This window comes from Paenibacillus jilunlii, assembly GCF_900102965.1.
GTDB lineage: Bacteria > Bacillota > Bacilli > Paenibacillales > Paenibacillaceae > Paenibacillus_AQ > Paenibacillus_AQ jilunlii.
Genome location: NZ_FNGM01000005.1, coordinates 42,077 through 67,719, shown reverse-complemented (window position 1 = coordinate 67,719; position 25,643 = coordinate 42,077). Strand labels below are relative to the sequence as shown.

24 protein-coding genes are annotated in these 25,643 nt (G+C 49.6%); 23 read left to right on the top strand and 1 reads right to left on the bottom strand.

Annotation, left to right across the window (positions count from 1 at the left end; all coding sequences use genetic code 11):
- Positions 1-17: 17 nt before the first annotated feature.
- Entirely contained in the window at positions 18-641 is a 624-nt protein-coding gene (locus tag BLQ82_RS11055) for a TetR/AcrR family transcriptional regulator (protein ID WP_062527232.1), read from the bottom strand.
- 186 nt (positions 642-827) lie between these two features.
- On the opposite strand from BLQ82_RS11055, the gene BLQ82_RS11050 reads away from it, so the two are divergent.
- The 23 genes from BLQ82_RS11050 to BLQ82_RS10940 all read left to right on the top strand — a co-directional run bounded on the left by BLQ82_RS11050 (position 828) and on the right by BLQ82_RS10940 (position 25,637).
- The gene (locus tag BLQ82_RS11050) at positions 828-1,493 is read left to right on the top strand and encodes a response regulator transcription factor (protein WP_062527234.1); all 666 of its coding nucleotides are present in this window, start codon (positions 828-830) and stop codon (positions 1,491-1,493) included.
- Positions 1,490-2,839 carry a HAMP domain-containing sensor histidine kinase gene (locus tag BLQ82_RS11045; protein WP_062527236.1) on the top strand — a complete coding sequence of 450 codons (1,350 nt, stop codon included), beginning with the start codon at positions 1,490-1,492 and terminating at the stop codon, positions 2,837-2,839. The genes BLQ82_RS11050 and BLQ82_RS11045 overlap by 4 nt, the downstream gene beginning before the upstream one ends.
- 83 nt (positions 2,840-2,922) lie before the next feature.
- Positions 2,923-3,471, top strand: coding sequence for a VanZ family protein (locus BLQ82_RS11040; RefSeq protein WP_062527238.1), 549 nt, complete (start codon positions 2,923-2,925; stop codon positions 3,469-3,471).
- Between the two features lie 200 nt (positions 3,472-3,671).
- On the top strand, positions 3,672-4,640 hold the full coding sequence (gene vanH, locus BLQ82_RS11035) for a D-lactate dehydrogenase VanH (RefSeq protein ID WP_062527240.1): 969 nt from the start codon (positions 3,672-3,674) through the stop codon (positions 4,638-4,640).
- Entirely contained in the window at positions 4,633-5,664 is a 1,032-nt protein-coding gene (gene vanA / locus BLQ82_RS11030) for a D-alanine--(R)-lactate ligase (RefSeq protein ID WP_062527243.1), read from the top strand. The genes vanH and vanA overlap by 8 nt, the downstream gene beginning before the upstream one ends.
- Before the next feature lie 5 nt (positions 5,665-5,669).
- The gene (gene vanX, locus BLQ82_RS11025; RefSeq protein WP_062527245.1) at positions 5,670-6,278 is read left to right on the top strand and encodes a D-Ala-D-Ala dipeptidase VanX; all 609 of its coding nucleotides are present in this window, start codon (positions 5,670-5,672) and stop codon (positions 6,276-6,278) included.
- 222 nt (positions 6,279-6,500) lie between these two features.
- Complete coding sequence (gene murQ, locus BLQ82_RS11020) at positions 6,501-7,403, top strand: N-acetylmuramic acid 6-phosphate etherase (RefSeq protein ID WP_208810867.1); 903 nt, start codon at positions 6,501-6,503, stop codon at positions 7,401-7,403.
- Between the two features lie 2 nt (positions 7,404-7,405).
- Positions 7,406-8,875, top strand: a complete 1,470-nt coding sequence (locus tag BLQ82_RS11015) for a PTS transporter subunit EIIC (RefSeq protein WP_062527249.1) — start codon at positions 7,406-7,408, stop codon at positions 8,873-8,875.
- 76 nt (positions 8,876-8,951) lie between these two features.
- Positions 8,952-10,001, top strand: coding sequence for a MupG family TIM beta-alpha barrel fold protein (locus BLQ82_RS11010; protein WP_062527250.1), 1,050 nt, complete (start codon positions 8,952-8,954; stop codon positions 9,999-10,001).
- A gap of 47 nt (positions 10,002-10,048) precedes the next feature.
- Positions 10,049-10,918, top strand: coding sequence for a MurR/RpiR family transcriptional regulator (locus tag BLQ82_RS11005; RefSeq protein WP_062527252.1), 870 nt, complete (start codon positions 10,049-10,051; stop codon positions 10,916-10,918).
- A gap of 20 nt (positions 10,919-10,938) precedes the next feature.
- Entirely contained in the window at positions 10,939-11,418 is a 480-nt protein-coding gene (locus BLQ82_RS11000; protein WP_062527254.1) for a PTS sugar transporter subunit IIA, read from the top strand.
- Positions 11,419-12,009: 591 nt separating this feature from the next.
- The gene (locus BLQ82_RS10995; RefSeq protein ID WP_062527256.1) at positions 12,010-12,720 is read left to right on the top strand and encodes a YukJ family protein; all 711 of its coding nucleotides are present in this window, start codon (positions 12,010-12,012) and stop codon (positions 12,718-12,720) included.
- 318 nt (positions 12,721-13,038) lie between these two features.
- Entirely contained in the window at positions 13,039-13,995 is a 957-nt protein-coding gene (locus tag BLQ82_RS10990; protein WP_062527801.1) for a thiamine pyrophosphate-dependent dehydrogenase E1 component subunit alpha, read from the top strand.
- Positions 13,992-14,963, top strand: coding sequence for an alpha-ketoacid dehydrogenase subunit beta (locus tag BLQ82_RS10985; RefSeq protein WP_062527258.1), 972 nt, complete (start codon positions 13,992-13,994; stop codon positions 14,961-14,963). The genes BLQ82_RS10990 and BLQ82_RS10985 overlap by 4 nt, the downstream gene beginning before the upstream one ends.
- 44 nt (positions 14,964-15,007) lie before the next feature.
- Entirely contained in the window at positions 15,008-16,351 is a 1,344-nt protein-coding gene (locus tag BLQ82_RS10980; RefSeq protein WP_074648150.1) for a dihydrolipoamide acetyltransferase family protein, read from the top strand.
- A 52-nt stretch (positions 16,352-16,403) separates the two neighbouring features.
- Positions 16,404-17,792: a dihydrolipoyl dehydrogenase gene (lpdA, locus tag BLQ82_RS10975; protein ID WP_062527262.1), complete on the top strand. Its 1,389-nt coding sequence runs from the start codon at positions 16,404-16,406 to the stop codon at positions 17,790-17,792.
- Between the two features lie 173 nt (positions 17,793-17,965).
- On the top strand, positions 17,966-19,252 hold the full coding sequence (rpoN, locus tag BLQ82_RS10970) for an RNA polymerase factor sigma-54 (protein WP_062527264.1): 1,287 nt from the start codon (positions 17,966-17,968) through the stop codon (positions 19,250-19,252).
- Positions 19,253-19,283: 31 nt separating this feature from the next.
- Positions 19,284-21,239: a sigma-54-dependent Fis family transcriptional regulator gene (locus BLQ82_RS10965; protein ID WP_062527266.1), complete on the top strand. Its 1,956-nt coding sequence runs from the start codon at positions 19,284-19,286 to the stop codon at positions 21,237-21,239.
- Positions 21,240-21,458: 219 nt separating this feature from the next.
- The gene (locus tag BLQ82_RS10960; RefSeq protein WP_062527268.1) at positions 21,459-22,064 is read left to right on the top strand and encodes a DUF1349 domain-containing protein; all 606 of its coding nucleotides are present in this window, start codon (positions 21,459-21,461) and stop codon (positions 22,062-22,064) included.
- A gap of 147 nt (positions 22,065-22,211) precedes the next feature.
- Positions 22,212-23,150 carry a nickel ABC transporter permease gene (gene nikB, locus BLQ82_RS10955; RefSeq protein WP_244280764.1) on the top strand — a complete coding sequence of 313 codons (939 nt, stop codon included), beginning with the start codon at positions 22,212-22,214 and terminating at the stop codon, positions 23,148-23,150.
- Positions 23,151-23,188: 38 nt separating this feature from the next.
- On the top strand, positions 23,189-23,995 hold the full coding sequence (nikC, locus tag BLQ82_RS10950; RefSeq protein ID WP_062527805.1) for a nickel transporter permease: 807 nt from the start codon (positions 23,189-23,191) through the stop codon (positions 23,993-23,995).
- 3 nt (positions 23,996-23,998) lie between these two features.
- Positions 23,999-24,784, top strand: coding sequence for an ABC transporter ATP-binding protein (locus BLQ82_RS10945; protein WP_062527270.1), 786 nt, complete (start codon positions 23,999-24,001; stop codon positions 24,782-24,784).
- A gap of 37 nt (positions 24,785-24,821) precedes the next feature.
- Positions 24,822-25,637 (top strand): ATP-binding cassette domain-containing protein, encoded by an 816-nt coding sequence (locus BLQ82_RS10940; RefSeq protein WP_062527271.1) that lies wholly within the window; start codon positions 24,822-24,824, stop codon positions 25,635-25,637.
- Positions 25,638-25,643: the final 6 nt, after the last annotated feature.

Here is a 25,643-nt window from a genome sequence, read left to right as displayed (position 1 = left end):
TCCTTTGTATCTCTGATTTAGAAGCCGTTGTGTAAATAAGCGAACATAGAATTTAAATATTGATCAAATGACATAGCGCCGGAGTCCTCTTCCTGTGATTCACCCGGCAGCAGTACGTTTAACCGCCCGTCCAGAATGGGCACGAATGCTCCGTAGACAGCTCCGGCAAGCAGATGGGTATAGCCGTCGGCATAACGTCCATGGGAGAACTGTTCGAGCGTTTCCTGCGCGGCGATCTGCAAGCGGCGGAATACGCTGAGGATATAAGGCTCCAGCGATGGATACTGATTCGCGAGCAATACGAACTGCCGTAATTTGTGCAGAAACTCAGAGGTGAACTGCAGCCTGAGCAGGTTGTACAAGGCATCCAGCGGTGTTGCATCCGAAGGCATATCCTTAAACAGCATATTTTTATCCTCTTTTGAAACATTGCCGATAAAATACTCTGCTACCGCTTCCTCTTTGCAAGAGAAGTAATTGGCAAAGGTCCGCCGGGAATAGCCGGCCTTCTGGACAACATCGTCGACAATGAAGCCCTCCATTCCATGTTCAAGCGCAAGCTCAAAGGCAGCTTCGGCTAAAGCAAAGGCTGTTGCTTCCTTTTTTTTGTCGCGGAGCGTCAGCTTGGGTTCAAGTTCCATGCGTCCTCCTTTCTTGAGTACAGACAACCGCCTGGGCTCTTTTTGATACATTATATTATTGCCCAAAGAGCAAAATTGCACAATGGGCAATTAAATATACGCTTTGAGTGCTCTTGGGCAAAAAAAATCTTAAATCTACAGTCAAACTACAGATTACTATGCTATCTTTTTTCAGGAGGGATATTTATGGGCATACGAATTCTGCTTGTCGAAGATGACGAGCATATATGTAATACCGTCAAAACCTTTTTAAGCGAAGCCGGATATAAAGTAGACGCCTGCTTAGATGGCAGCGAAGCGCTTAAAAACTTTTATGATAATGTTTACCACCTTGTCATTCTCGACATCATGCTGCCTAGCCTAAGTGGTCACGAGCTTTTACGGGAGTTTCGCAAGCTGAATAATACGCCTGTTTTGATGATGACCGCCCTTTCAGACGACGATAATCAAATCCGGGCGTTTGACGGCGAAGCGGACGATTATGTGACAAAGCCGTTCAAAATCCAGCTTCTGCTGAAACGTGTGGAAGCCCTGCTCCGGCGAAGCGGGGCATTAGCGCGGGAAATCCGCTTTGGCAAGCTGACGCTTCTGCCGGAGGATTTTAAAGCAATCTACGGCAGCAAGGAAGTGCCCCTGACATTAAAAGAATTTGAAATCCTTATGTTATTGGTTCAGAACACGGGGAGGACGCTATCTCATGAAACTATCTTATCCCGCGTGTGGGGTTATGATTTTGACGGTGACGGCAGCACCGTGCATACCCACATCAAAAACCTGCGGGCGAAGTTGCCTGATAATATCATCAAGACGGTTCGCGGCGTAGGTTACCGGTTGGAGGAAGAAGCGACATGAAGAGAAGCGGTATATTCATCAAGGTATTCATATACACAATAATTTTCTCGTCATTGTTGGTCGGCGCGACGGCAGCCCTGTTTTCGCAACAGCTTATGTTCTACTTCTCACGTCTCCGAATGGAGGGAATCAGCGACACCTTTCAGCGTATGGCCGACCAGTCGCAAGGGAAAGACGACATAACTGAATTGGCAAGACGTTTCTATGAAAGAGACCCATCTTTTCAATTTTATATCAGAGATAAAGCCGGACACATTATTTACGAAACGCCCGGTGCCGATATATCCGGCATCGCTATTGGCCAGCTGCCCCCTGGCGGCAAGAACTCCACGATTCTTGTGAATCTCAACAAAGACTATAATTTTCACGCTCTGAGAGATGACGTTTTTGCGGTGAACTATGATAAGTGGGTTGCGCGTGCGCTTGTTATGTTGTCTGCCATGCTTGCCGTCTGCGTCATAGGAGCGTTTGTTTTTGCCCGGCAGATGACGAAGCCAATCAAAACTTTGGCGAATAATACAACCAAAATGTCTAATCTCGAAGAAGTCCCGCCCCTGCCGGAGCGTAAAGATGAACTTGGCACATTAGCCCGGGACATTCATTCCATGTACGACAAGCTGAAAGACACTATCTCCAAATTAGAGGACGAAATCTTACGGGAACGCGAGCTGGAGGAAACACAGCGGTATTTCTTCTCGGCGGCTTCCCATGAACTCAAAACGCCTATCGCAGCTACAAGCGTCTTGTTGGAGGGAATGCTTGAAAATGTAGGCGATTATAAAAACCACCCCAAATACCTGCGCGAATGCGTGAAGATGATGGACGCGCAGAGCAAAATTATTTCTGAAATACTGGAAATTGTTAATCTGAACAATGGGAAAATCGTACCCGTTCCTGAAAGACTGGACATAAGACATATAGTTGCTGACATGCTGCCTAATTACCGGACATTGTCTGAGGCAAACGGTCAGCGTATTGTTATGAATATTTTTGACGGTCAGACCTGCTTTACGGATCCTAAAATGTTAAAGAAGGTGCTTTCCAACATCATATTGAATGCGGTGCAGAATACTCCTGAAGGCGGCAAGATTCGGATATGGAGCGAGCCTGTTGCTGACCGATACCGCCTTTGTGTACTGAACACAAGGGCGAGAATTGGCGATGAGGTTCTGCCGAAGCTATTTGACCCATTCTACCGCATAGATCAGGCGCGGAGCCGAAAAAACGGACGGAGCGGCCTGGGACTGACCATAGTTCAGAAAACACTGGAAGCGATGGATGTTGGTTTTGCTTTGGAAAACACGTCGGACGGCGTCCTGTTTTGGATGGAATTGCCGAAGATATAAGAATCCATAAATTCTTACTTTGACCGGCGTGGTATGCTTCCGGGCATATCTTTTGTTGCGAAGGATGAAAGGAAGAAGGAATTATGAATAAACGAGAGAGAATTGAAACGGTCTTTTTATCTGGAGTTTTCATTTGTTACATGCTTTTTTTAATTAAATTATTGTTATTATCAAGAGTTTCGCTTTTGGATTTGTTTAATAGTCAAAGAACTATAGTTAGGTCAATCAATCTCATTCCTTTTAATAGTATAATGGAATATTTATTTAGCAGCTCTGCCGCTATTAAAAAATTCTCATTCGCTAATGTGGTTGGCAATATAGAGATCTTTATTCCTCTTGGCACATATTTGACATTATTCAAAAAAGATAAAAGAGCAATAACCAATCTGCTATTTATATTTATAGTAAGTTTATTTGTTGAAATGACTCAGGGGCTTTTAGGCATCGGAGCAGCAGATGTTGATGATATAATTCTAAATTGCATGGGTGGATTAGTTGGTATTATAGGTTATAAGTTTTTACTGCTAATATTACGAAATGAGAAAAAAGTACGTGCTGTAATCACAATACTATCCGCAATAGGATTACCTTATTTATTATATTTGTTATTCTTGGTGAAATTACGCCTCTGAATATCCTTATTGAATAAACAAGTTTGATCGGCAGGTATTCCCTGCCGGTCTTTTTTATTTCCCGCCGCTACAGACGAACTACAGTTTGGCTACAGGGGAAATACAGATTGGGCAGCCATAATAGCAATCGTGGCACACACAAGTACCTGTTTACGGGGAGAAAACCGAATGTACGTAGAAATCAAGGAGGCGAAAAATTTATGAACAACATTGGCATTACTGTTTATGATTGCGAGCATGATGAGGCGGATGTGTTCCGCAGGCTGTCCCCCCGCTTTGGCGTCATGCCTACTATTATAAGCGACGCCGTATCAGAAACCAGCGCCATATCAGCCCCCTGCAATCAATGTATCAGTGTGAGCCACAAATCCGAGGTCTCCGCTTCTATTCTTCTTGCGCTTAAGGGAGCCGGAGTGAAATATATCTCTACCCGAAGCATCGGTTGCAATCATATAGATACAACTGCCGCTAAGAAAATGGGCATCGCTATCGGCAATGTGGCGTATTCGCCGGATAGCGTTGCTGATTATACCGTAATGCTGATGCTTATGGCGGTACGCAACGCGAAGTCCATTGTACGCTCTGTGGAAAAATATGATTTCAAGCTGGACAGCGTCCGCGGAAAAGAACTGCGGGACATGACCGTCGGTGTGATGGGAACTGGCCGCATAGGCAAAGCGGTTATTGAGAGGCTGCAAGGGTTTGGATGTCATGTCTTGGCTTATGATCGCTGCCAGAAAATAACGGCAGACTATGTTCCGCTTGACAAGCTGCTGCGAAACAGCGATATTGTTACGCTTCATGTACCGCTGGGTGCGGATACGCACCATATCATCGGTCACGAACAAATAAAGGGAATGAAGCAAGGAGCGTTTATTATCAATACAGGGCGCGGTGCGCTTTTAGATACCGCTGCGCTTATTAAAGCATTGGAAACCGGAAAACTGGGCGGGGCCGCATTGGATGTATTGGAGGGAGAGGAAGGACTTTTCTACTTTGATTGCACACAAAAAACAATTGATAATCAATTTTTACTGAAACTTCAAAGGATGCCGAATGTGATAATCACGCCCCATACGGCTTACTATACCGAACGGGCGCTGCAGGATACTGTTGAAAAAACAATCAAGAACTGTTTAGATTTTGAAAGGAGCCTGACTCATGGATAGATTAAAGGTTGCAATCCTGTTTGGCGGTTGCTCGGAGGAGCATGACGTGTCGGTAAAATCCGCAATAGAGATCGCCGCTAACATTGACAACGAAAAATACGAGCCGTTATACATTGGAATTACGAAATCCGGTGCTTGGAAAATGTGCGAAAAGCCTTGCACGGAATGGGAAAACGGCGATTGCTGTTCAGCTGTACTTTTGCCGGATAAAAAAATGCACGGTTTGCTTGTGATAAAGAGCCATGAATATGAAATCCGCCGTATTGATGTAGCGTTTCCGGTTTTGCACGGCAAGTGGGGTGAAGATGGAGCAATACAAGGGCTGTTTGAATTGTCCGGCATTCCCTTTGTAGGCTGCGATATTCAAAGCTCGGCAATTTGTATGGACAAATCGCTGGCATACATCGTTGCGAAAAACGCCGGTATAGCTACTCCCGAATTTTGGGTCGTCAATGAAAACGACACGCCAACGGCAGATAGGTTTACATATCCTGTTTTTGTTAAGCCGGCGAGGTCCGGCTCATCCTTTGGCGTAAAAAAGGTCGATAATACAGGCGAATTGGACGCCGCAATTGAATCCGCAAGACAATATGACAACAAAATCTTAATTGAGCAGGCTGTTTTGGGCAGTGAGGTCGGTTGTGCCGTATTGGGAAACGGTTCCGAGCTGATTGTTGGCGAGGTGGACCAAATCAGGTTACGGCAAGGTATTTTTCGCATTCATCAGGAAGCCGAGCCGGAAAAAGGCTCTGAAAACGCAGTTATAACCATTCCCGCAGACCTGTCGGCAGAGGAGCAAGGACGGATACGGGAAACGGCAAAAAAAATATACAAGGCGCTCGGCTGTAGAGGCCTTTCCCGTGTTGATATGTTTTTACAACATGACGGCCGCATTGTGCTTAACGAAGTCAATACCCTGCCCGGTTTTACGTCATACAGCCGTTATCCCCGTATGATGGCCGCTGCAGGTATAACGCTTCCCGAACTGATTGACCGCCTGATCGTAATAGCGTTAAAGGGGTGATAGGCATGGAAAAGGGATTTGTTTTTTTAGATGAAGTATTGCATGGTGTTCGTTGGGACGCCAAATATGCCACGTGGGACAATTTCACTGGGAAACCAGTAGACGGATATGAGGTCAATCGCATAGTGGGAACACATGCCTTAGCTCTTGCGTTGCTGGAGGTGCAGGAGCAAGCGGCGGGACTTGGGTACGGTTTGCTGTTATGGGACGGGTATCGGCCTAAACGTGCGGTAGAGTGCTTCCTGCGTTGGTCCGAACAACCGGAAGACAACCTCACAAAAGAAAGATACTATCCGAATCTCGAGCGAACCGAGATGTTTGCAAAGGGATATATAGCGTCGCAATCAAGTCATAGTCGCGGAAGTGCTATTGATCTTACGCTTTACCGCTTAGATACGGGTGAGCTTGTTTCCACGGGAAGCAGCTTCGACTTTATGGATAAGCGTTCACACCATGCGGCAAAAGAGATTACAAGCATGGAAGCGCAAAATCGCAGACTTTTGCGTACCATCATGGAAAACAATGGGTTTGAACCATATAGCTTCGAATGGTGGCACTATGTATTAAGAAGCGAGCCATACCCCAACAGCTATTTTGATTTCCCTATTTTATAGCGAAAAACAACAAAGAAGCCGTCGATTTTTACGATGGCTTCTTTTCGCTTTTGACCCAAAAAGCATGATAGAGGCCTTATCCGGTATTGTAACCGGGTAAAAATATTGAAATAATATTACATGAAACTAACAAACATATTGTAATAATATTACACACGAGATATAATAGGGCCAACAAAATATATCAAGAGAATGATTAGTTTAGAGGAAAGGATGAATATATTGCTGGAGAATTTAACCACGGAGACACGCAATCAACGGACTTTGGAGCTGGACCAGTTATCCCCTGCAGCCGTACTCAAGCTCATGCAGGAGGAGGATGAGAAGGTATCCCTGGCAGTGAAAGAAAAGCTGGGGGAGATCGAAAAGGTAGTCACATGTGTTGTACAAAGCTTCAAGCAGGGCGGCCGTCTGATTTATACCGGGGCAGGAACTAGCGGAAGATTGGGGATTCTCGACGCCGTAGAGTGTGTTCCTACATTTGGAACCGGTCCGGACATGGTGCAGGGGTTGATAGCGGGTGGAGAAACGGCAATCAGACAGGCAGTCGAAGGTGCAGAGGATTCAGAGGAACAAGGTGAGGCTGATCTTAAACAGCTAACTCTGACGCATAATGATACTGTAGTGGGAATAGCCGCCAGCGGGAGGACACCGTATGTCATTGGCGCACTGAAATATGCTGCCCGGATGGGGGCGTCTACAGCCAGCTTGTCCTGCAATCCAAATGCAGAGATCAGTAAATATGCCCAATATCCGATCGAAATTTTGACAGGGGCGGAGATACTAACAGGTTCTACCCGCTTGAAGGCCGGAACAGCCCAGAAGATGGTGCTGAACATGATTTCCACCGCAGCCATGATCGGTATAGGCAAGGTATACAGCAATTTAATGGTGGATGTGCAGCCGACAAATGAGAAGCTTGTGATCAGAGCCAAATCGATAATCAGCGAGATTACAGGCTGCGATATGGAGACAGCCTCCATTTATTATGAAAGAAGCCATCATCAGGTGAAAGCAGCTGTAGTGATGCTGCTTGCGGGACTTGGGCTTGAAGAAGCGCAGCAAAGACTGCAGGAATCGGGAGGTTTCATACGTCAGGCGGTACAACACCACAAGGGGGAATAACCATGTCAAAGGAAAAGGATTTGGCACATGGCATTTTGGGTACGGTGGGAGGGATTCAAAATGTGGAAATGATTACCCACTGTATGACGCGGGTCCGAATCACTTTAAGAGACGAAAGCTTGGCGAGCATCGGGGAGTTGAAGCGTGTTCCCGGTGTAATAGGCGTAATCGAGGAATCAACACTGCAAATTATTGTCGGCCCAGGTCTGGTCGAGAAGGTATCCAGGGTAATTGCAGACATCAGCGGAGTGGAGCTGGGAGAAGCCATTCCCTTACAGGCTGCCCATGGACTCCCGGACCCGGATAGCCGGACAAACAGATTAAGCGACAAAGAGAAGGCAGAGCAGCTTGCGGCTCAGAATAAAGAGAAATATAAGGAAAAAAACAATACGCCTGTGAAAAACTTCTTGAAATCGATTTCAAATATTTTTATTCCGCTGGCACCTGCATTTGTCGCGGCTGGTCTCTTAGCGGGGATTACCTCCGTTATTGGCAATTTCATCACAGCGGGACATCTGTCCGGTGAAGGCTGGGCGCAATTTAACCTGATTCTCAATGTCATCAAAAACGGCATCTTCTCCTATATGGCTATTTTTGTGGGCATCAACTCTGCCAGAGTATTTGGTGCAAGCCCGTCACTAGGCGGTGTTATTGGCGGTGCGACGCTGCTCACCGGGATGAAGCCGGAACTGCCTATCCGCAATTTATTTACGGGAGAACCTCTGATTGCCGGGCAAGGCGGTATCATTGGTGTTGTATTGGCGGTTTGGATTTTATCCGTGATTGAAAAAAGATTGCATAAAATGATGCCTAACTCCATCGATCTGATTGTAACTTCATTTCTGAGTGTACTGGTAACCGGACTCCTGACCATCTTTTTGATCATGCCATTTGCCGGGTTTGTTGCTGACAATCTGCTTATTGCCGTCAACTGGATATTATCTGTAGGCGGGGCGTTTGCGGGCTTTTTCCTCGGCGGAATCTGGCTGGTTATGGTTATGCTGGGTCTGCACCACATCATGACACCCATTCATATCGAATTGATTGCACAGACCGGGATGACCATATTGCTTCCGATTCTGGCCATGGCCGGGGCAGGTCAGGTAGGTGCGGGACTGGCACTTTGGATCCGCTGCCGTAAGAACAAGCAGCTTACGGGCATTATTAAGGGTGCTTTGCCTGTAGGTGTGCTTGGCATTGGCGAACCGTTGATTTATGGCGTAACCCTTCCTCTAGGTAAGCCATTCATAACTGCGTGTCTGGGTGGAGCATTTGGTGGTGCGGTCATTGGATATTTTGGCAATGTAGGCGCTATGTCCATTGGGGCGTCGGGTATCGAAATGCTGCTGCTGATTGCTGACGGTAAATGGTGGGTGTATCTGCTGGGTTTGATTACAGCATACTTCTTTGGATTTATCTGCACTTATTTGTTCGGTACGCCAAAGGATGCACGCCAAGCAAAGGAAGCCTGAACCACAGACGAAGCAGTCTAGATTGCTTTTCCTAATCACTTAACAATAACGATCCGACACAAAGGAGTGTGCGCAAGTGAGTGGAGTATTGGTATCACTAACCGAACAAAGTCTTGATAAGACAATGGAATATTTGCGCTACATGCAGCGAAATGGATTCAACTCCATTTTTACTTCTCTGCAGATTCCGGAGGAGGACCCGCGGGAGCTGCTGGAGCCGCTGACGCGGATTGGGGAGTTTGCCCTCAGACACGATATGCTCTTCATGGTGGATGTGTCGCCAAGAACCTTTAACCATTTCTCGTTACAGCAATTGAAGGCTAGCGGTGTTACAGGATTAAGAATTGATAACGGGATGGATATTGCTGAAATTGCCGGGCTGACCCGCGAATGGCGTGTTGCTTTGAATGCGAGTACAATCGATCAGGCATTTTTGGACGGCTTGCATGAGCAGCAGGCGAATTTCGCCTCCTTAGAGGCTTGGCACAATTATTATCCGAGACCGGAGACGGGTCTTGAACTGACAACTTTTCAGAACCAGAACCGCTGGTTACAATCTCAAGGGTTAACGGTTGCTGCCTTTATTCCTGGAGACGGAGATTTAAGGGGCCCGCTGCATGAGGGGCTGCCAAGCCTGGAGAAGCATCGTCATAGGTCTCCATTTGCCGGATACTTGGAATTGGTTCAGGAGTGCTTTGTAGATCATGTTCTCATTGGCGATCTATCGGTAAGCTCCTGGACAATGCAGCAATTTCTTGCCTGGAATGAAGGAGCCGTGTTATTAGGTGTTGAGGAGCAGAGGCCATCACATGTATGGGAGACTGAACACCATAACCGTCCTGATATAGCCCGTGACGTCATTCGTTCAGAGGAGGCGCGGCATCATTTTAGAGGAAGCATTCTTCCGGAGCATACCGTGGAACGTCCAGCCGGAGCCCTAACAATCGATAATGATAAATATTTACGGTACTGCGGGGAATTTCAAATTGTCCTCCAGCCTTTGCCGGCCGATGAACGGGTTAACGTAATCGGGTATGTCGCCCAAAGGGATATTCCCCTGCTGCCGTTGCTGCATAAGCACCGGCTTCCCTTTCGGTTTCTTGCCATAACATCCTATTGTGAATAATATTAAGGTATACAATTTATTGTTCACGTCATTACGGAGGTGTTGGTATGGGTGTCGGAGTGGGTCAAATTTTATCCAGAATTGAAAATGTGATGCCAAAATTAACACAATCCGAGCAAAAGGTAGCCCGCTTTGTACTGGAGTCCCCGGAAGAAGCGATGATTATGTCCGTACAGGAAATGGCCTCACGTTCTCTTTCCAGCAGTGCATCAGTCGTACGTTTTTGCCGATCCATAGGCCTGAAGGGCTTCCCCGAATTAAAGGTAGCTTTGTCGGCAGATCTGGCTCAGGGGCAAAAAACAGGTTACTTTGATTTGAATAAAAATGAAAATACGGCGGAGATCGTCGATAAAATTTTGTCTAACGTGATTCAGTCTCTTAAGGATACCGTAGGCCAGCTTGACGTAGCCATGATTGAAAAAGTGGCACACAGCCTGTACATGGCCCCCGTCATATTTGCGTACGGTATTGGTGCATCGGCATTGGTTGCAGAGGATATCGCCCAAAAATGGCTCCGGATGGGGAAAAATGTATATGCGTTTCATGATATCCATGTGCTCACAATGAGTATGGCTAATGCACCAAAGGGAAGCGTATTTATTGGAATTTCGTATAGCGCGGCAACCAAGGAAGTGCTGGAGCTGATGAAATTTGCCCGGAAAAGCGGATTGACCACCGTTAGCTTTACCGGGTTTGGCCGCAGCGAGTTATCCGATATAAGCGATTTCAATCTATTTACCTCACTAGCTCCTGAAGCAAAGGTGAGAAGTGCGGCAACCAGTTCCAAGCATAGCCAGTTTTTTGTCGTGGATGTGCTGTATTATGCCTACGCCTCAATTAATATTAACGATTCTATCGATAAGATTACGAGAACCCGCAAGGCGACTAATGAATTGAAAAACTTGCCGGAGACCTAACTCAGAGAGGAAAGAATTAAATGTTTGGCTGGAGAAAAAACAAAATCGCAGAAAATACCCTTGATATTATCTCCCCGGTCCCCGGACAAGTAGTGGGTCTTGAGCAAGTCCCCGATGAAGCGTTCTCTACGAAAGCTATGGGGGAAGGGTTTGCTGTTCAACCCGCCAAAGGAGAGGTGCGGGCGCCTTTTTCAGGGAAAATATCCCACATTATGAATAAAAGCAAACATGCAATTTTGCTGGAAAATGAGGATGGGATTCAGATTCTCATTCATGTCGGGGTAAATACGGTATCGTTGAAAGGTGAAGGCTTTGTGTCCCATGTGGTGACAGGGCAAACGGTTGAGCAGGGGGAGCTGCTGCTGGAATTTGATATAGCCAGGATTCAAGAAGCAGGGTTACCCGTCGTCACCTCAGTAATTGTGCCAGGCGGCCAAGAGAGGATTCAGCGGATTGAAGGCTTGCAGGAAGAGGAAGCTGTATTGCGTGTTTATTATTAGACCATCTGAGTCCGAAGACAACATAACTGAAAAAGCTCAATTTCTCAATTGAATTCCGGGGAATTGGGCTTTTTTTTCGTTAAGGAAATGATGTTCATGTCCAACAATGTGGATATCTTTCTCCCCAATAACGGATTTCCATTCCGCATCAGCCGCGGATCGATCGTGAAGGCACCTATCGTGTCCTCATAAGGCCCCGCGCATTAATTTCCGAGTAATGTAACTTCTGTAATTTTCAGAGCCAGTCATCCTTAGTCGGGGAAAAGTACCACTAATCGGGCTCATTCGGCTAATGGAGTAGCCTATGTGGGAAAAAGTATCACTAATTCGGCTGAAAGCGGCCGTATGTGGTGAATAGGCATGAATTAGGTGTACAAAATCCCACTAAAACCTCCTGCAGCCAGGATTTCAGCGAATTAGTTTTACTTTTTCCACTTAGCTTTAGCTCCTTGCTCCTTAGGAGATCCCCAAGCCTTCTAGTTCTCCAGTTCAACTCATATAGTACAGTTTTTTAGAAATTTTACATACCATCTGTTGCCGCAGGACAAAATCTATATTGTGTAATAACAAAATGACTCGGGAGGTTATTTAATGCCAAGATACGGAGTGCTTATCGGACGGGTAGTAGAGACTAATCCGGAAAGATCAGGCCGCGCACCACATTACGGGTTAATTGTCCAGACGAACGAAGGTGAGAATTACGAAGTAAAAATTAACGTCCGTTCAAAAGACAGACATATGCCTGACCTCCTGTATATCGCGGATGAGGATTATAACGCCAGTGCCATAACTATTCTGCCGACAATGAATTTTGGTTTCCACGATATAGATTCCAACCACTCGGACATTGCTGTGGATTACATTCGCAGTGGTTTATTTAACCCTAACAAGATGCAGGTAGTCCCTGTAACTGTACCAGGGGAATCCTATGATTTGAATGATTTTATCGATAAATACATGTCCAAGGCCAAAGATGAGCAGGACAGCGCAATCGTTTATGTATATGGAATGCATTATGAGGATGGCGATCTGGGAGTTCACGATGTCCATATGATGCAAGGAAATACCAAATATCAGGCTGATGAAAATGGAATATTCCAAGATGGATGTGTACTGGTGCACTATACCTTGGAAAACAAGTGGATCGCGTATTTCCTGGCTTTCCAAAGCCAATCCTGGTGTACTGATAATCACGGAAAACCAACGAATGGAAGTGTTAACCGGCAAGGAAACCCTATCGGTGAGTGTACATTCGATAAAGTCAAAGTAACGCTGCAAACGGAAGAACCTGAACATGTCTGATAACAGCAGGACCGTGCCAGTGGACTGCATTTAGGAGACAAAGTGAAGACGACTCTGACTTTAGATTATGGAATGTGGTCTAAAAAAGCTTTCGCATTCCCATTCCGGGAAACTTCCCGGAATGGGAAAACCCGCACCACCCTTTCCCTTTTTGGGAAAGGGTGTTTTTGTGCATCTGCCGTTCAATCGGCTGAATCCGCATAAAAAATAAAAATAGAAAATTCAGCAAAGTTGGCACGGAATTTGCTCGGTATAGAGGTGAGGGCCAAATCAAGAGGAGGGATTCACTTGCGGATTACAAAAGAATTGCTTAGCGGGATGTACCGGAAGATGTTAAGTATCCGGAAATTTGAAAAGACGGCATCGACCTTTTTTGCAGAAGGGAAAATACCGGGCTTTGTCCATCTTTATATCGGGGAAGAGGCAATCGCCGTCGGGGCCTGCGCCAATCTGCGGGATGACGATTATATTACGAGCACCCACCGGGGGCATGGACATATCGTCGCCAAGGGCGGAAATCTGAAATATATGATGGCAGAGCTGTTCGGCAAGGAAACCGGCTATTGTAAAGGCAAAGGCGGTTCGATGCATATTGCGGACGCGGAGCTGGGCATACTCGGCGCCAACGGAATTGTCGGTGCGGGCCACCTGATTGCAACCGGGGCCGCGTGGAGCGCAAGTTATAGAGGAAGCGATCAGGTCAGCGTGTGTTTTTTTGGAGATGCATCTACCAATCAGAGCACTTTTCATGAAGCGATGAATTTAGCGAGCCTCTGGAAGCTGCCGGTTATTTTTGTATGCGAGAACAATCTCTACGGGATATCGGTCAGTCAGGCCAGACACCAGACAATCAAGGACATTGCGAAACGGGGCGAGGGCTATTGTATGCCTTCCCTTACGGCTGACGGTAACGACGTGATTACGGTGTATGAACATGTGCAAGAGGCCGTACAGCGGGCAAGAAACGGCGAAGGTCCTACCCTGCTGGAATTCAAAACGTACAGACAGCATGGCCACTTTGAAGGTGATCCCGGAGCTTATAGACCGAAGGAAGAAGTGGAGGCCTGGCTGCAAAAGGACCCGATCCCCAGATTTGAGAAGTACCTTATGGAGAACAAGCTGATGACGGCGGACGAGTTAAAACAGATCGGGACTGAGGTTGACGGGGAGATCCAGGAGGCGCTTGATTTCGCTTTTGCCAGCGGTTATCCGGCCCTGGAAGCTTCGGTTCAAGGTATTTATTCCGATATCGTTGAGGAGGCGCGCAGCAGATGAGAAAAATGACCTATGGTGAAGGGATCCGTGAAGGAATGCGCAGCAAAATGCTGGAGGACCCGAATGTGGTATTGCTTGGAGAGGATGTCGGGCCGTATGGAGGAACCTTTGGGGTAACGAAGGGACTCTGGGAGCAATTCGGCGAGGAGCGGGTGCGGGATACCCCGATTTCTGAAGGAATCATTGTCGGAGCTTCCGTGGGGGCTGCGGCAACAGGGCTCAGACCCGTGGCTGAGCTGATGTTCATTGACTTTCTGACCTTTGGCATGGACGGACTGGTAAATCAGGCTGCGAAGATGAGATACATGTTCGGCGGCAAAATCTCCGTACCGCTTGTGCTGCGGCTGCCGGCAGGGGGCGGAATCAGTGCGGGGGCACAGCACTCCGGGTCGCTGGAGGCCTGGGTTACACATGTTCCGGGACTCAAGGTGGTCTATCCTTCCAACGCCCAGGATGCCTGGGGAATGATGCTGACTGCGATTGAAGATGACAATCCGGTGGTCTATATCGAGAGCAAGATTCTGTATTCGAAAAAATACGAGGTGGACGACACGGTTGCCGCGATTCCTTTTGGCGTAGCCAGTGTCAAGAGAGAAGGAAGCGACGTATCCATTATTACGTACGGCAAGCAAGTGGAAGATGCGCTGACTGCTGCGAAAGTACTGGCTGAAGAGGGAATTGAAGCGGAGGTTATTGATCTGCGCTCGCTCTATCCGCTGGACAAGGAAACGATATTCACTTCAGTCGCCAAGACGCACCGGGCGCTTGTTGTCACCGAAGAAGTGAAGCGGGGCGGGTTCGGGGGCGAGCTGTCCGCCATGATCTCGGAGCTGTGTTTTGATGAGCTGGATGCTCCTGTTGTCCGAATTGGCGCACTGAATACCCCCGTCCCTTATTCTCCCGCACTGGAAGCCTATGTGCTGCCAAATACGGAAGACATTATTCAGGGCATCAAGAGCATGTTCTGACCAGTCCCAAGAAACGTCAATAAGCAAACTTGCGGAGGTGCACAATGGCTGAACTTATCGTAATGCCCAAATTAGGGCTCACTATGACCGAAGGGACAATCTCCAATTGGCGAAAAGCCGAGGGGGACACCGTGGCCCAAGGGGAAATCCTGTTTGATGTGGAGACAGACAAAATCTCCAATGAAGTTGAGGCGAAGCTTAGCGGAGTGCTGCGGAAAATTATTGTAGAGGAAGGCACTGTGGACATCTTCCGGCCGGTAGCCGTCATCGGCGATGCCAATGAGGACATTTCCGCTCTGCTTGGCGGCGGCGTGCCGGCGGTGGTACCCGCGCCTGAGCAGGCGGGAACTCCGGCGGAAGCCGGGGCGGCCGCAGCCGCAGCGGGTGAAGCGGCGGTTCCTGCCGACGGTGGCCGAATCATAGCTTCGCCGTATGCGAAGAAGACAGCCGCGCTGTTATCCGTTGATCTGCGTCAGGTGAGGGGCAGCGGGCCGCAGGGCAGAATTACCGCAGGAGATGTGCGTGACGCAGAAGGCGGCAGCGGAGCCGTGGCTAAAGTGAAAATATCCCCGGCGGCAGCCATAGAAGCGGCAGCCTTAGGCATTGATCCTTCCGGGCTCCATAAGGAAGGAAGAATTATGAAGGAGGATATCCGTTCCTTCGCGGCAGCCTCCAGTAAGACAGCTGTGCAGCCGGCGGTACAGGCAGCTGTACAGGAAATCACGCGGGTGCCGATGAACAGCATGCGCAGAATCATCGCCAAGCGGATGCTGGAGAGCCAGGCGGTTTCTCCGGCTGTAACCTACAATATGAGGCTGGATACAACCGCTCTGGGTGTCCTGAGACAGCAGCTGAAGGATACACTCAAGGTTACTTATACTGATCTGCTGGTCAGTATTGCAGCCAAGGCACTGCTGGAGTTTCCGCTCCTGAATTGTTCTATTGAAGGCACGGAGTTTGTTATGCGGAATTATGCCAACATCGGAGTAGCCGTGGGACTGGAGGAGGGACTTATTGTCCCTGTGGTTAAGAACGCCAGCCACAAAGGACTGGCTGAAATATCGCAGGAAGTGAAACGGCTGGCGGCAGGAGCCAGAAATAACAGCCTGACCTCCGAGGAGTTGACGGGAGGCACCTTTACCATTACCAATCTGGGTATGTACGGCATGGAGTCCTTTTCGCCGATTATCAATCAGCCTGAGGTTGCCATTCTGGGCGTTAATGCCATCGTGGATACCCCGGTTGCCGTCAATGGAGAGATCGTCATCAGACCCTTGATGAACCTCAGCCTGACTGCTGACCACAGAGCTGTGGATGGAGCGGTTGCGGCACAATTTATGCAAAAAATCAAAGCCTATGCAGAAAAACCGGCACTGCTGCTCCTGTGAGTGGCTATGCTTCCGGAGCGGATGCTCACAAAACATAGAAGGAGAGAGAACCATGAGGATCGTTGTGCTTGGAGGCGGACCGGGCGGATACGTGGCAGCCATACGGGCTGCCCAATTGGGAGCGGAAGTTACACTTGTGGAGAAAAAGGCTTTGGGCGGGACCTGCCTTAATGTCGGCTGCATACCAACCAAAGTGCTGCTTCATTCCACGGAGCTGTACACACACCTGAAGCGGGAAGGCAAGGAGCTGGGCATTGAGACGGCGGAGGTCTCTGTGAACTGGGGCCAGCTGCAGAAACGCAAAGATAAAATCATCAGAATGAACACGGGCGGCATCGAGACGCTGCTCAAAAAAAACAAGATTGCCAGGCTGGGCGGCTCCGGCAAATTTATCAGTGGCCGTGAGCTGGAAGTAACCGCAGCAGATGGCAGTGTCCGCATACTTGGATTCGACCGGGCGATTATTGCTACCGGTTCAGAGCCATCGGTCGTGCCTATTCCCGGCATAGAGCTGGAAGGGGTTGTTACAAGCGATCAAGCACTCTCGCTTCCTGCGGCACCGGAGAGCCTTTGCATTATTGGCGGAGGGGTGATCGGCTGCGAGTTCGCCAGTATCTACAGCAGCCTGGGCTGCAAGGTTACGGTTATTGAGATGCTGCCCGAACTGATTGCGGCCATGGACAGGGATATTGTGCAGTGCCTGCGGAAGGAATTCGCAAGCTCCGGCATTGAGGTGCACACAGAGACCAAGGTGGAGAGAATCGAGCAGTCGGCGGCGGGACTGCGGGTAGTCACTTCCTCCGGGAACGGCAACCATGTTATAGAAGCGGATAAAGTGCTGCTGTCCATCGGCCGGAGACCAGTGACTGCGGGCCTGGGACTGGAGGACATCGGGGTACAGCTTACCCGCGGTGCAATCCAGGTTAACCGGAGTATGGAGACCTGCATACCGGGCATCTACGCTATCGGAGATTGCATTGGAGGAATCATGCTGGCTCATGTAGCCTCCGCTGAAGGGGTTATAGCTGCGGAAGCGATTATGGGTGAGCCCTCGCCGGTTGATTTCAGAACGGTTCCTTCCTGTGTCTACACACGGCCTGAGCTGGCATCCGTAGGAATGACGGAGGCAGAGGCCAAACGGCAGGGATACCGGGTGAAGACAGGCATATTCCCGCTTCAGGCCAATGCCAAATCCATGATTATGGGTGAGAGCAGCGGGCTGGTGAAGTATGTTGTGGACGCGGGCAATGATGAAATTCTGGGGCTGCACATTGCCGGGCCACGGGCAACGGACATCATTGTGGAAGGAGCGCTGGCGATTCGCCTTGAAGCAACACTGGAGGAGATTGTGACCACCATTCACGCCCATCCGACTGTAGCGGAATCGCTGCATGAAGCCGCTCATGCTGTTCATGGCCGGGCCATTCATCTTCACGTTTAACGAATAGCCTTCAATCCTCCGGTGCTAATTCAAATACGATGAACAGAGTATGCTGATCCCGGTTTGCCTGCGGATTGTCATATTAAGTTCATCGTATTTGCCTTTATTGGACTCTATGGCGTTTTATAATAGAGAAAGAATATGTAAGCGCATACAGTTTGAGGGGTGAGCAAATGAGGCTGGTTTTGGATACCAAGCAACGAATGGGTTTGTCTCCCGGGCTGCGGCAATCCGTCGAGGTGCTGCAAATGGACTCGCAAGAGCTGGACCAATACGTACACCGGTTGTCAGAGGAGAATCCGTTGATTGAGGTGCAGTATTCTTGGGGCGGCAGCAGCGTTAAGGGCTGTAAAAGCACGCAGCATTTGCTGCAGTATGCGGCCGGTCCACGCCACAATCTGCAGGATCATCTGCGGTCGCAATTAGCACTGCTGCCGCTGACCAAGAGTGAGCGGCTCCTTGCGGCCTATCTGATTGGCTGCTTGGATGATAACGGATATTTTGCGGAACAGGTAGGGGTGGTTGCAGCTGAACTGGGAGTCGGCTGTCAGGTTATAGAAGCTGGACTGAGTCGCGTACAGTCCCTGGAGCCGTACGGAGTCGGCGCCAGGAATTTGCAGGAGTGTCTGCTGCTGCAGCTGGAGCACTCCGGCAGAATGACGCCTTTATTACGGCTGCTGATCGAACACCATCTTGAGCAGCTGGGCGGCAATCAGCTGGTCCGTGTTGCCAAGGAATTGAGAACTTCCCTAAAGGGCATTCAGGAAGCATACAGTGTGATTAAATCCTTGAACCCCCGTCCCGCGAATGCCTTGGATAACGGGGAATCAGCGGTATACATTGTACCGGATGTGTATGTTATGAAGAAGAACGGCTCGCATGAAGCCGCCGCGCATCCCTTGTCCTGCCCGCAGATTACCTTTGCCGAGAGCTATCAACGCCTGCTCAGCCTGAGCGGCGACGAAGAAACGCTCCGCTATCTGCGGGAGAAGAACGAACAGGCAAGCTGGATCATGAAATGCCTCGAAGAACGCAGGAAGACTTTGTGCCGCGTGGCCGGCGCCATTGTTAGGCTGCAGCGGCCTTTTTTTGAAAGAGGTCAGGATTATCTCGTTCCCTTAACGCTCGGCAGGATAGCCGAAGAGCTGGATCTTCATGAGTCAACGGTAAGCCGGGCGGTTCGGGGCAAGTATATGCAATGTGTATGGGGAACCTTTGAGCTGAAATATTTTTTTCCTTCCGGTATTGCGGGGGAAGACAGCGGTTGGACACCGGATGCCTTGAAGCGGGTCATCCGCGAACTTATAGAGGGAGAAGATAAGCAGGCAGCCTACAGCGACCGCCGGATCGCTGAGCTTCTGCTTGAGCAAGGCGCGGTCATCTCCCGCCGGACGGTTGCCAAGTACAGGGAATCCATGCGGATTGCCTCTGCTCCGGGCAGACGTGAATATCCAGTATAGGCGCTGCAGGCGATAGAAAGGAGCTGTAGACATGCGAACCAGCTATGCGCAATTGCTTGGGAACTGGGAACATTTCATATCCAGCGGCGAGTGTGCCGCCGGGACAAAGCCGGTCATAGCCGCTTCATGGAGAAGATGCCGTGAGGCTGGAGTCGATCCGATGAGCGGCAAGGGATTGCAGGTATCGGAAGAGGAACTGGCTTCCCGCCTGCAGGAGAAGAAGCAGCTTCTTTCCGTTGCCAAGCCGGTTATGGACAGCATCTATCAGATCATCAAGGATACGGTATATGCAATTGTCCTGACCGATCAGGACGGTGTTCTCCTGCACACGGTGCTCAATAAGGAGCTCGAACCGGAATGTGTCAAGGTGAATTTCGTGGAAGGGGCCAAATGGGATGAGCTCAGCGTAGGCACCAATGCGGTGGGTACCGCGCTGGCTGTCAATGATGCGGTTCAGGTGCTGGGCAGCGAGCATTACTGCACGTCGCATCATGCCTGGACCTGTTCGGCTGCACCGGTTCATGACAGCCGGGGCAACGTGATTGGCTGCCTGGACCTGTCTGGCAAGGCGGAGGATGTTCATGCCCATACGTTCGGCGTTGTTGTATCGGCGGTCAGCAGTATCGAGAAGCAGCTCCATATGCTGGAAGCGAGCCAAATGATGCATGCCGTCTTCCAGTCCATGCAGGACGGTCTGCTTGTTATTGATACCGGATACCGCGTGCGGCATTATAATGAAAGACTGGCCTCCATCTTTATGCTTAGCCAGGAGCAAATGGAAGCCTTGAGTATCAAGGAGCTGCTGAAAGAAGTCGATTTGGAGAGTGTGTTCGCCGGCGAGCGGTATTTAAGCTACGCCGATTGTACGCTCACCGTAGGCAGCAACAAGATCGATTGTATGGTGAACATCTATCCGTTCACCTTCGATGACAAGATTCTGGGCGCTTCGCTCACGATCCGGGAAGCCGGGCAGGTGCGTAAAGAGGTCAACCAACTGGCCGGCTTCAAAGCGAATTACCGGTTCGCGGAAGTCATCACGGACAATTCCTATATGCAGGGACAAATCGCATTTGCGCAGAGAATAGCGAAGACAAACTGTACGGTGCTGATCGAAGGGGAGAGCGGAACGGGCAAGGAGCTGTTTGCCCAATCGATTCATAATGCCAGTCTGCGGGCCGGTGGACCGTTTATTGCCATCAACTGCGCTGCCCTCCCCAAAGATTTGGTAGAGAGCGAGCTGTTCGGATACGAGAAAGGCTCCTTTACAGGGGCGCTCCGGGAGGGCAACCCGGGGAAGTTTGAACTGGCGCACGGGGGGACTATTTTTCTGGATGAAATCGGGGAACTGCCGCTGGAAATTCAGGCAAAGCTGCTCCGTGTCCTGGATAACCATAAGGTCCGCAGAATCGGGGGCAAGCATGAGCGGACGCTGGATGTAAGAGTCATTGCAGCCACCAACCGCGATCTGGCGGAGGAAGTGAGCCGGAAATCATACCGCAGCGACTTGTATTACCGCTTGAATGTGATCAATATCAAGCTGTTGCCGCTAAGGGAACGCAGGGAGGATATCGCCCCGCTGGCGAGACTGTTCCTGCTGAAGTGCAACCGTGATCATCCCGGTCCGGCCAAACGTTTCAGCCCCTCCTTTCTGAAGACCTTGCAGAGCTATGAGTGGCCGGGAAATGCGCGCGAGCTTCAGAATGCCGTGCAGCGGGCTTATTATGTATGCAGCTCTGCTGACATTACCCATCTGGATTTGCCTCCTGCACGGACCTCGCCTCTGCAGCACACGAACAGCGGTAATGCAGCGGTTCCGCAGAGGTCTTCAGCGGAGTCGCCCGCCAAAAAAATGGAGCAGATTGAGATGGAGAGCATTTGCAGTGCGCTTAAAACATGCGGCGGCAATGCTGTGGCCGCAGCCAAGATGCTGGGGATCGGAAAATCGACCATCTACCGGAAGATTGCCGGGTATGGTATAAGCAAATAGAGACTAAACTAATCTGCCTTTCTGGCCGATTTCGGATTGGATTTTTATAGACTGCCGGAGGCAGATGAAATGAAAGTGAAATAGGATTAGCAGCTGCTGGCTGGGAGTCAATGACAAACATTGCTTGAAATATACGGAACTAAAGTATAATAGAGACAGAACCATGCGGAGCGACAGGTCCTTACCGTGGTTGAAAAAACAATCAAAGGAGAAATTCCAATGCAGCAGTCCATTTTTAATGATTTTAAGTGGATTAACCCAAGCAAGGCTACCTTTGTAGAGGACAAACTGGTGATTGAAGCACCGGCGGAAACAGATTTCTTCTGTAATAATGGTGCCGTTTCCGAAACAGGAATTACCCCGGAGAGCCTATGCAATGCCCCCTTTTATTACAAAGAGGTAACCGGAGATTTTGTGATGCGGGTTCAGGTTTCGCATGATTTCAAGGATACTTATGACTCGGCGACAATTATGGTGATGCAGGACTTTCAGGTATGGGCCAAAGCCTGCTTCGAAAAGACAGACTATGACACACACGCTGTAGTTAGTGTGGTCACCAATCATACTTCAGACGACGCCAATGGCTGTAATATTAACGGAAATACGGTATGGCTGCAGGTTGCCAGAGTAAATAATGCGTTCTCTTTCCACCATTCGCCCGATGGGATCAAGTTTTATATGATGCGGTTTTTCAGCTTGCCGGTGGGGCAGACCCTTAAGGTTGGGCTTGTAGCCCAGGCACCGACTGGACAAGGCGGAGAACGGATTTTTCAGAACTTTTCATTGGTCCACAAAACGGTAAAAAATATCCGGGAAGGCGAATAAGCTTCCAAATCGAAATACAAAAGCATATTGATATTAATCGTTGGCCGCTCCGCCTGGAGCGGCCATGTTTTGTTGGAACGTCAAATTTAGACTATTAATTTTAAAACTTTATGCTATAATCGTAATTATTACGAATAAGTATTGGGGTTGAATATCATTTTACGTTATCTGCTGCAGCGGCTGATGCAGATCATTCCCGTGCTGCTTGGCATCTCCTGCATTACCTTCGGACTGATGCACTTAACACCAGGAGATCCGGCGGAAATTATGCTGCGTGCAGACGGCATCAAGCCCACTCTGGAGGCCACCCGGGCCGCCAGACATGCTCTTGGCCTGGACGGGCCGATACATATGCAATTTGTGCACTGGCTGTACCGCGTGTTTCACCTGGATTTGGGGAAATCCTACAGGAGCGGCTTGCCGGTGTGGGAAGAACTTATGAGCCGTTTCCCGGCTACCGTGCTCCTTAGCGGCAGCTCCTTGTTGACCGCAATTCTGATTGCCTTGCCGCTTGGCATCGGCTCTGCTCTCTATCCGGGAAGTCTGCTGGATCGTCTGGGAAGAGCCTGCGCGCTGTTCAGTGTTTCCATGCCGGGCTACTGGCTTGGCCTGCTGCTGATCTATTATGGTGCGGTGAAGCTGAAGTGGTTCCCTATGATGGGCATGGAGGGATGGTCGAGTGTCATTTTGCCTGCATGTACTCTCGGCTTTGGCATGGCGGGAATCTATATCCGCCTGATCCGTACCAGTCTGCTGGAAGTTCTCGGCAAGCTCTATATTAAGGCGGCGAGGGCTAAGGGGCTGCGGGAATGGCAGGTGATAAGCGGACATGCGCTTCGCAATGCACTTCTTCCCAGCCTCACCTTGCTGGGGATTCACACAGGGGGGCTCCTGGGCGGTTCGGTAATTGTGGAGAGCATCTTTTCCTGGCCTGGTATCGGCAGATATGCAGTGGAAGCTATCTTTGCCAAAGACTACACGGTTATTCAAGGCTATGTATTAATAATGGCTGTTGCCGTTGTTCTGATTAACGTCGCAGTAGACTTACTCCACCAACTGCTGAACCCGCGGATCAGGCTGCGGTGAACAGCAGAAAGGGGGCGCTTGTCTTGAACCGCCTTCATATGTTCAAGAGTAACGGGGCCAAAGCTGGCGGGATAATTGTGCTTCTGTTCGTATGTATTGGAATATTTGCCCCTTGGCTTGCTCCATCCGATCCGCTTCAGATTCATATGGAACACAAGCTTAGTATGCCTTCATGGGAGTACCCTCTGGGTACGGACCATTTGGGGCGCTGCGTCTTATCCCGTCTGGTCTATGGGACGCGGACTTCACTTTATTATTCACTGATGGTACTGGCGGCGGTGTTTTCTATTAGTATTCCGGTTGGCCTGCTCGCTGGTTATGTGGGGGGAATTGTTGATCATTTGATCATGCGGGTCATTGACATCCTGCTGGCTTTCCCCAGCCTTATTCTCTCTCTGGCCGTTACAGCGGTGCTTGGCCCTAGCATGAAAAACCTGCTTATCTCTTTTGCAGTGGTGTGGTGGGCGGGCTATGCAAGAGTTATCCGCAGTATGGTCCTGCAAATAAAGGAAAGTGATTACATTATGGCCGCCAAGGCTGGGGGCGCCACGCATCTGCAGATTATTCTGCGGCATATTCTCTTAAATGCCGCCCGGCCTATCCTGGTCCTGGCTTCCATCGAAATCGGTACAATTATGCTCTCAATTGCCGGTCTGTCTTTCCTGGGCCTGGGCGCCCAGCCTCCAACACCGGAGTGGGGAGTCATGCTGAACGATAGCCGGCCGTATATCCAAACGGAACCACGGCTGCTTTTATATCCGGGACTGGCGATTATGCTTTCAGTTCTGGGCTTCAACCTGCTGGGAGAGGGGCTGCGGAAACCGGGACAGAAGGAGGAATTGTAGAACATGTTAACAGAGACAGCACTGCTGAGAGTCCAGCATCTGCGAACCAGCTTCTATGCCAAGGATCAGGCAATCACGGCTGTAGATGATGTGAGTATGGAAGTGAGGCCCCGGCAGATTGTTGCACTTGTTGGTGAAAGCGGCTGTGGAAAAAGTGTAACAGCCCTGTCTATCCTGGGGCTGCTGGACCCGCCGGGCAAGATAGAGAAGGGGGAAGTTTGGCTGGGTGACAATAATCTTCGCGAATACTCGAAACGTGAGCTTAAGAAGCTGCGGAGCAAAGAAATAGCCGTTATCTTTCAGGATCCCATGAACGCCCTTAATCCGCTGCTCCCTATTGGCAAGCAGATCAAAGAGACGGTGATGCTGCACAGAAAGGTTTCCAGGAAAGAGGCAAAAGCCCTGGCTTTGGAGCAGATGCACCGGGCAGGTCTAAGCGATCCTGAGCAGCTGTACAATAAATATCCTTTTCAGATCAGCGGCGGGATGTGCCAGCGGGTGATGATTGCCATCGCTCTAATCTCAGGGGCACGTCTTCTGATTGCCGATGAACCGACAACAGCACTTGATGTTACGGTTCAAGCCCGGATTCTGAAGGAGCTGGATCGGATCAGACATGCGGAGGGCCTGGGCATCCTGTTAATCACACATGATTTTGGAGTTGTCGCAGAGCTTGCGGATTATGTGTATGTAATGCAGTCAGGAAAGATTGTGGAAGCCGGCAATGTGTACACCCTCTTTGCCAATCCGGTGCATCCCTATACAAGACAGCTTCTCAGCTGCAGATAACAACTGAATTAGTATATACCTATGGAGGAGGGGAGACATGAATCTGCTTGAAGCTGTAGGGCTGAGTAAAGTGTATGGCCGGGAAGGGAGGTGGTTCACACCGGATGCCCAAAAGGCAGCGGCTGTAAATCATCTGTCACTCCGGCTGAAGCCGCATGAAAATCTGGGACTTGTGGGGGAAAGCGGCAGTGGTAAAAGCACGCTGGCCCGTTTATTGCTTGGATTGGAACGGCCATCCTCCGGAAGGGTTCTCTACCAAGGTACAGATTTCACAGATTGGAGCTTAAGTGAAATGCGGAGGATTCGGGGCAAGCTGCAGGCCGTATTTCAGAACAGCCTGGCTTCGTTCAACCCGCTGTTTACGGTGGAGCAAATCATAGGGGAGCCGTTAAGAAATTTCGGGATGGGAAATGCAGGAGTACGCAGGGAACGGATTGCAGAAACTCTGGAGCTAGTGGGTCTGGAGGGGCGATACATGTACCGTTATCCGCATGAACTCAGCGGGGGCCAGCAGCAAAGAATCGGAATTGCCAGGGCGATTGCGCTTCGCCCGGAGCTGATTATTTGTGATGAGCCGTTCTCCAGTCTCGATGCCGGTCTGCGGAAGCAAATGACGGATTTATTGCAGGAGCTGAAGGCTCAACTGGGATTGGCTTATATTTTTATTACACATGATCTGTCAGTCGTCAGCCGTTTCTGTGACAGAGTAGCTGTAATGTATCAGGGACAGATTGTGGAGGAGCAACCGGGCGGCGAACTGATGAAGCAGGCGGTCCATCCGTATACCCAAAGACTTATAGCTTCGGTGCCTGTGCAGGACCCCCGGTTAAGAAAGTCAGAGGACCGAAAATAGAAGAAG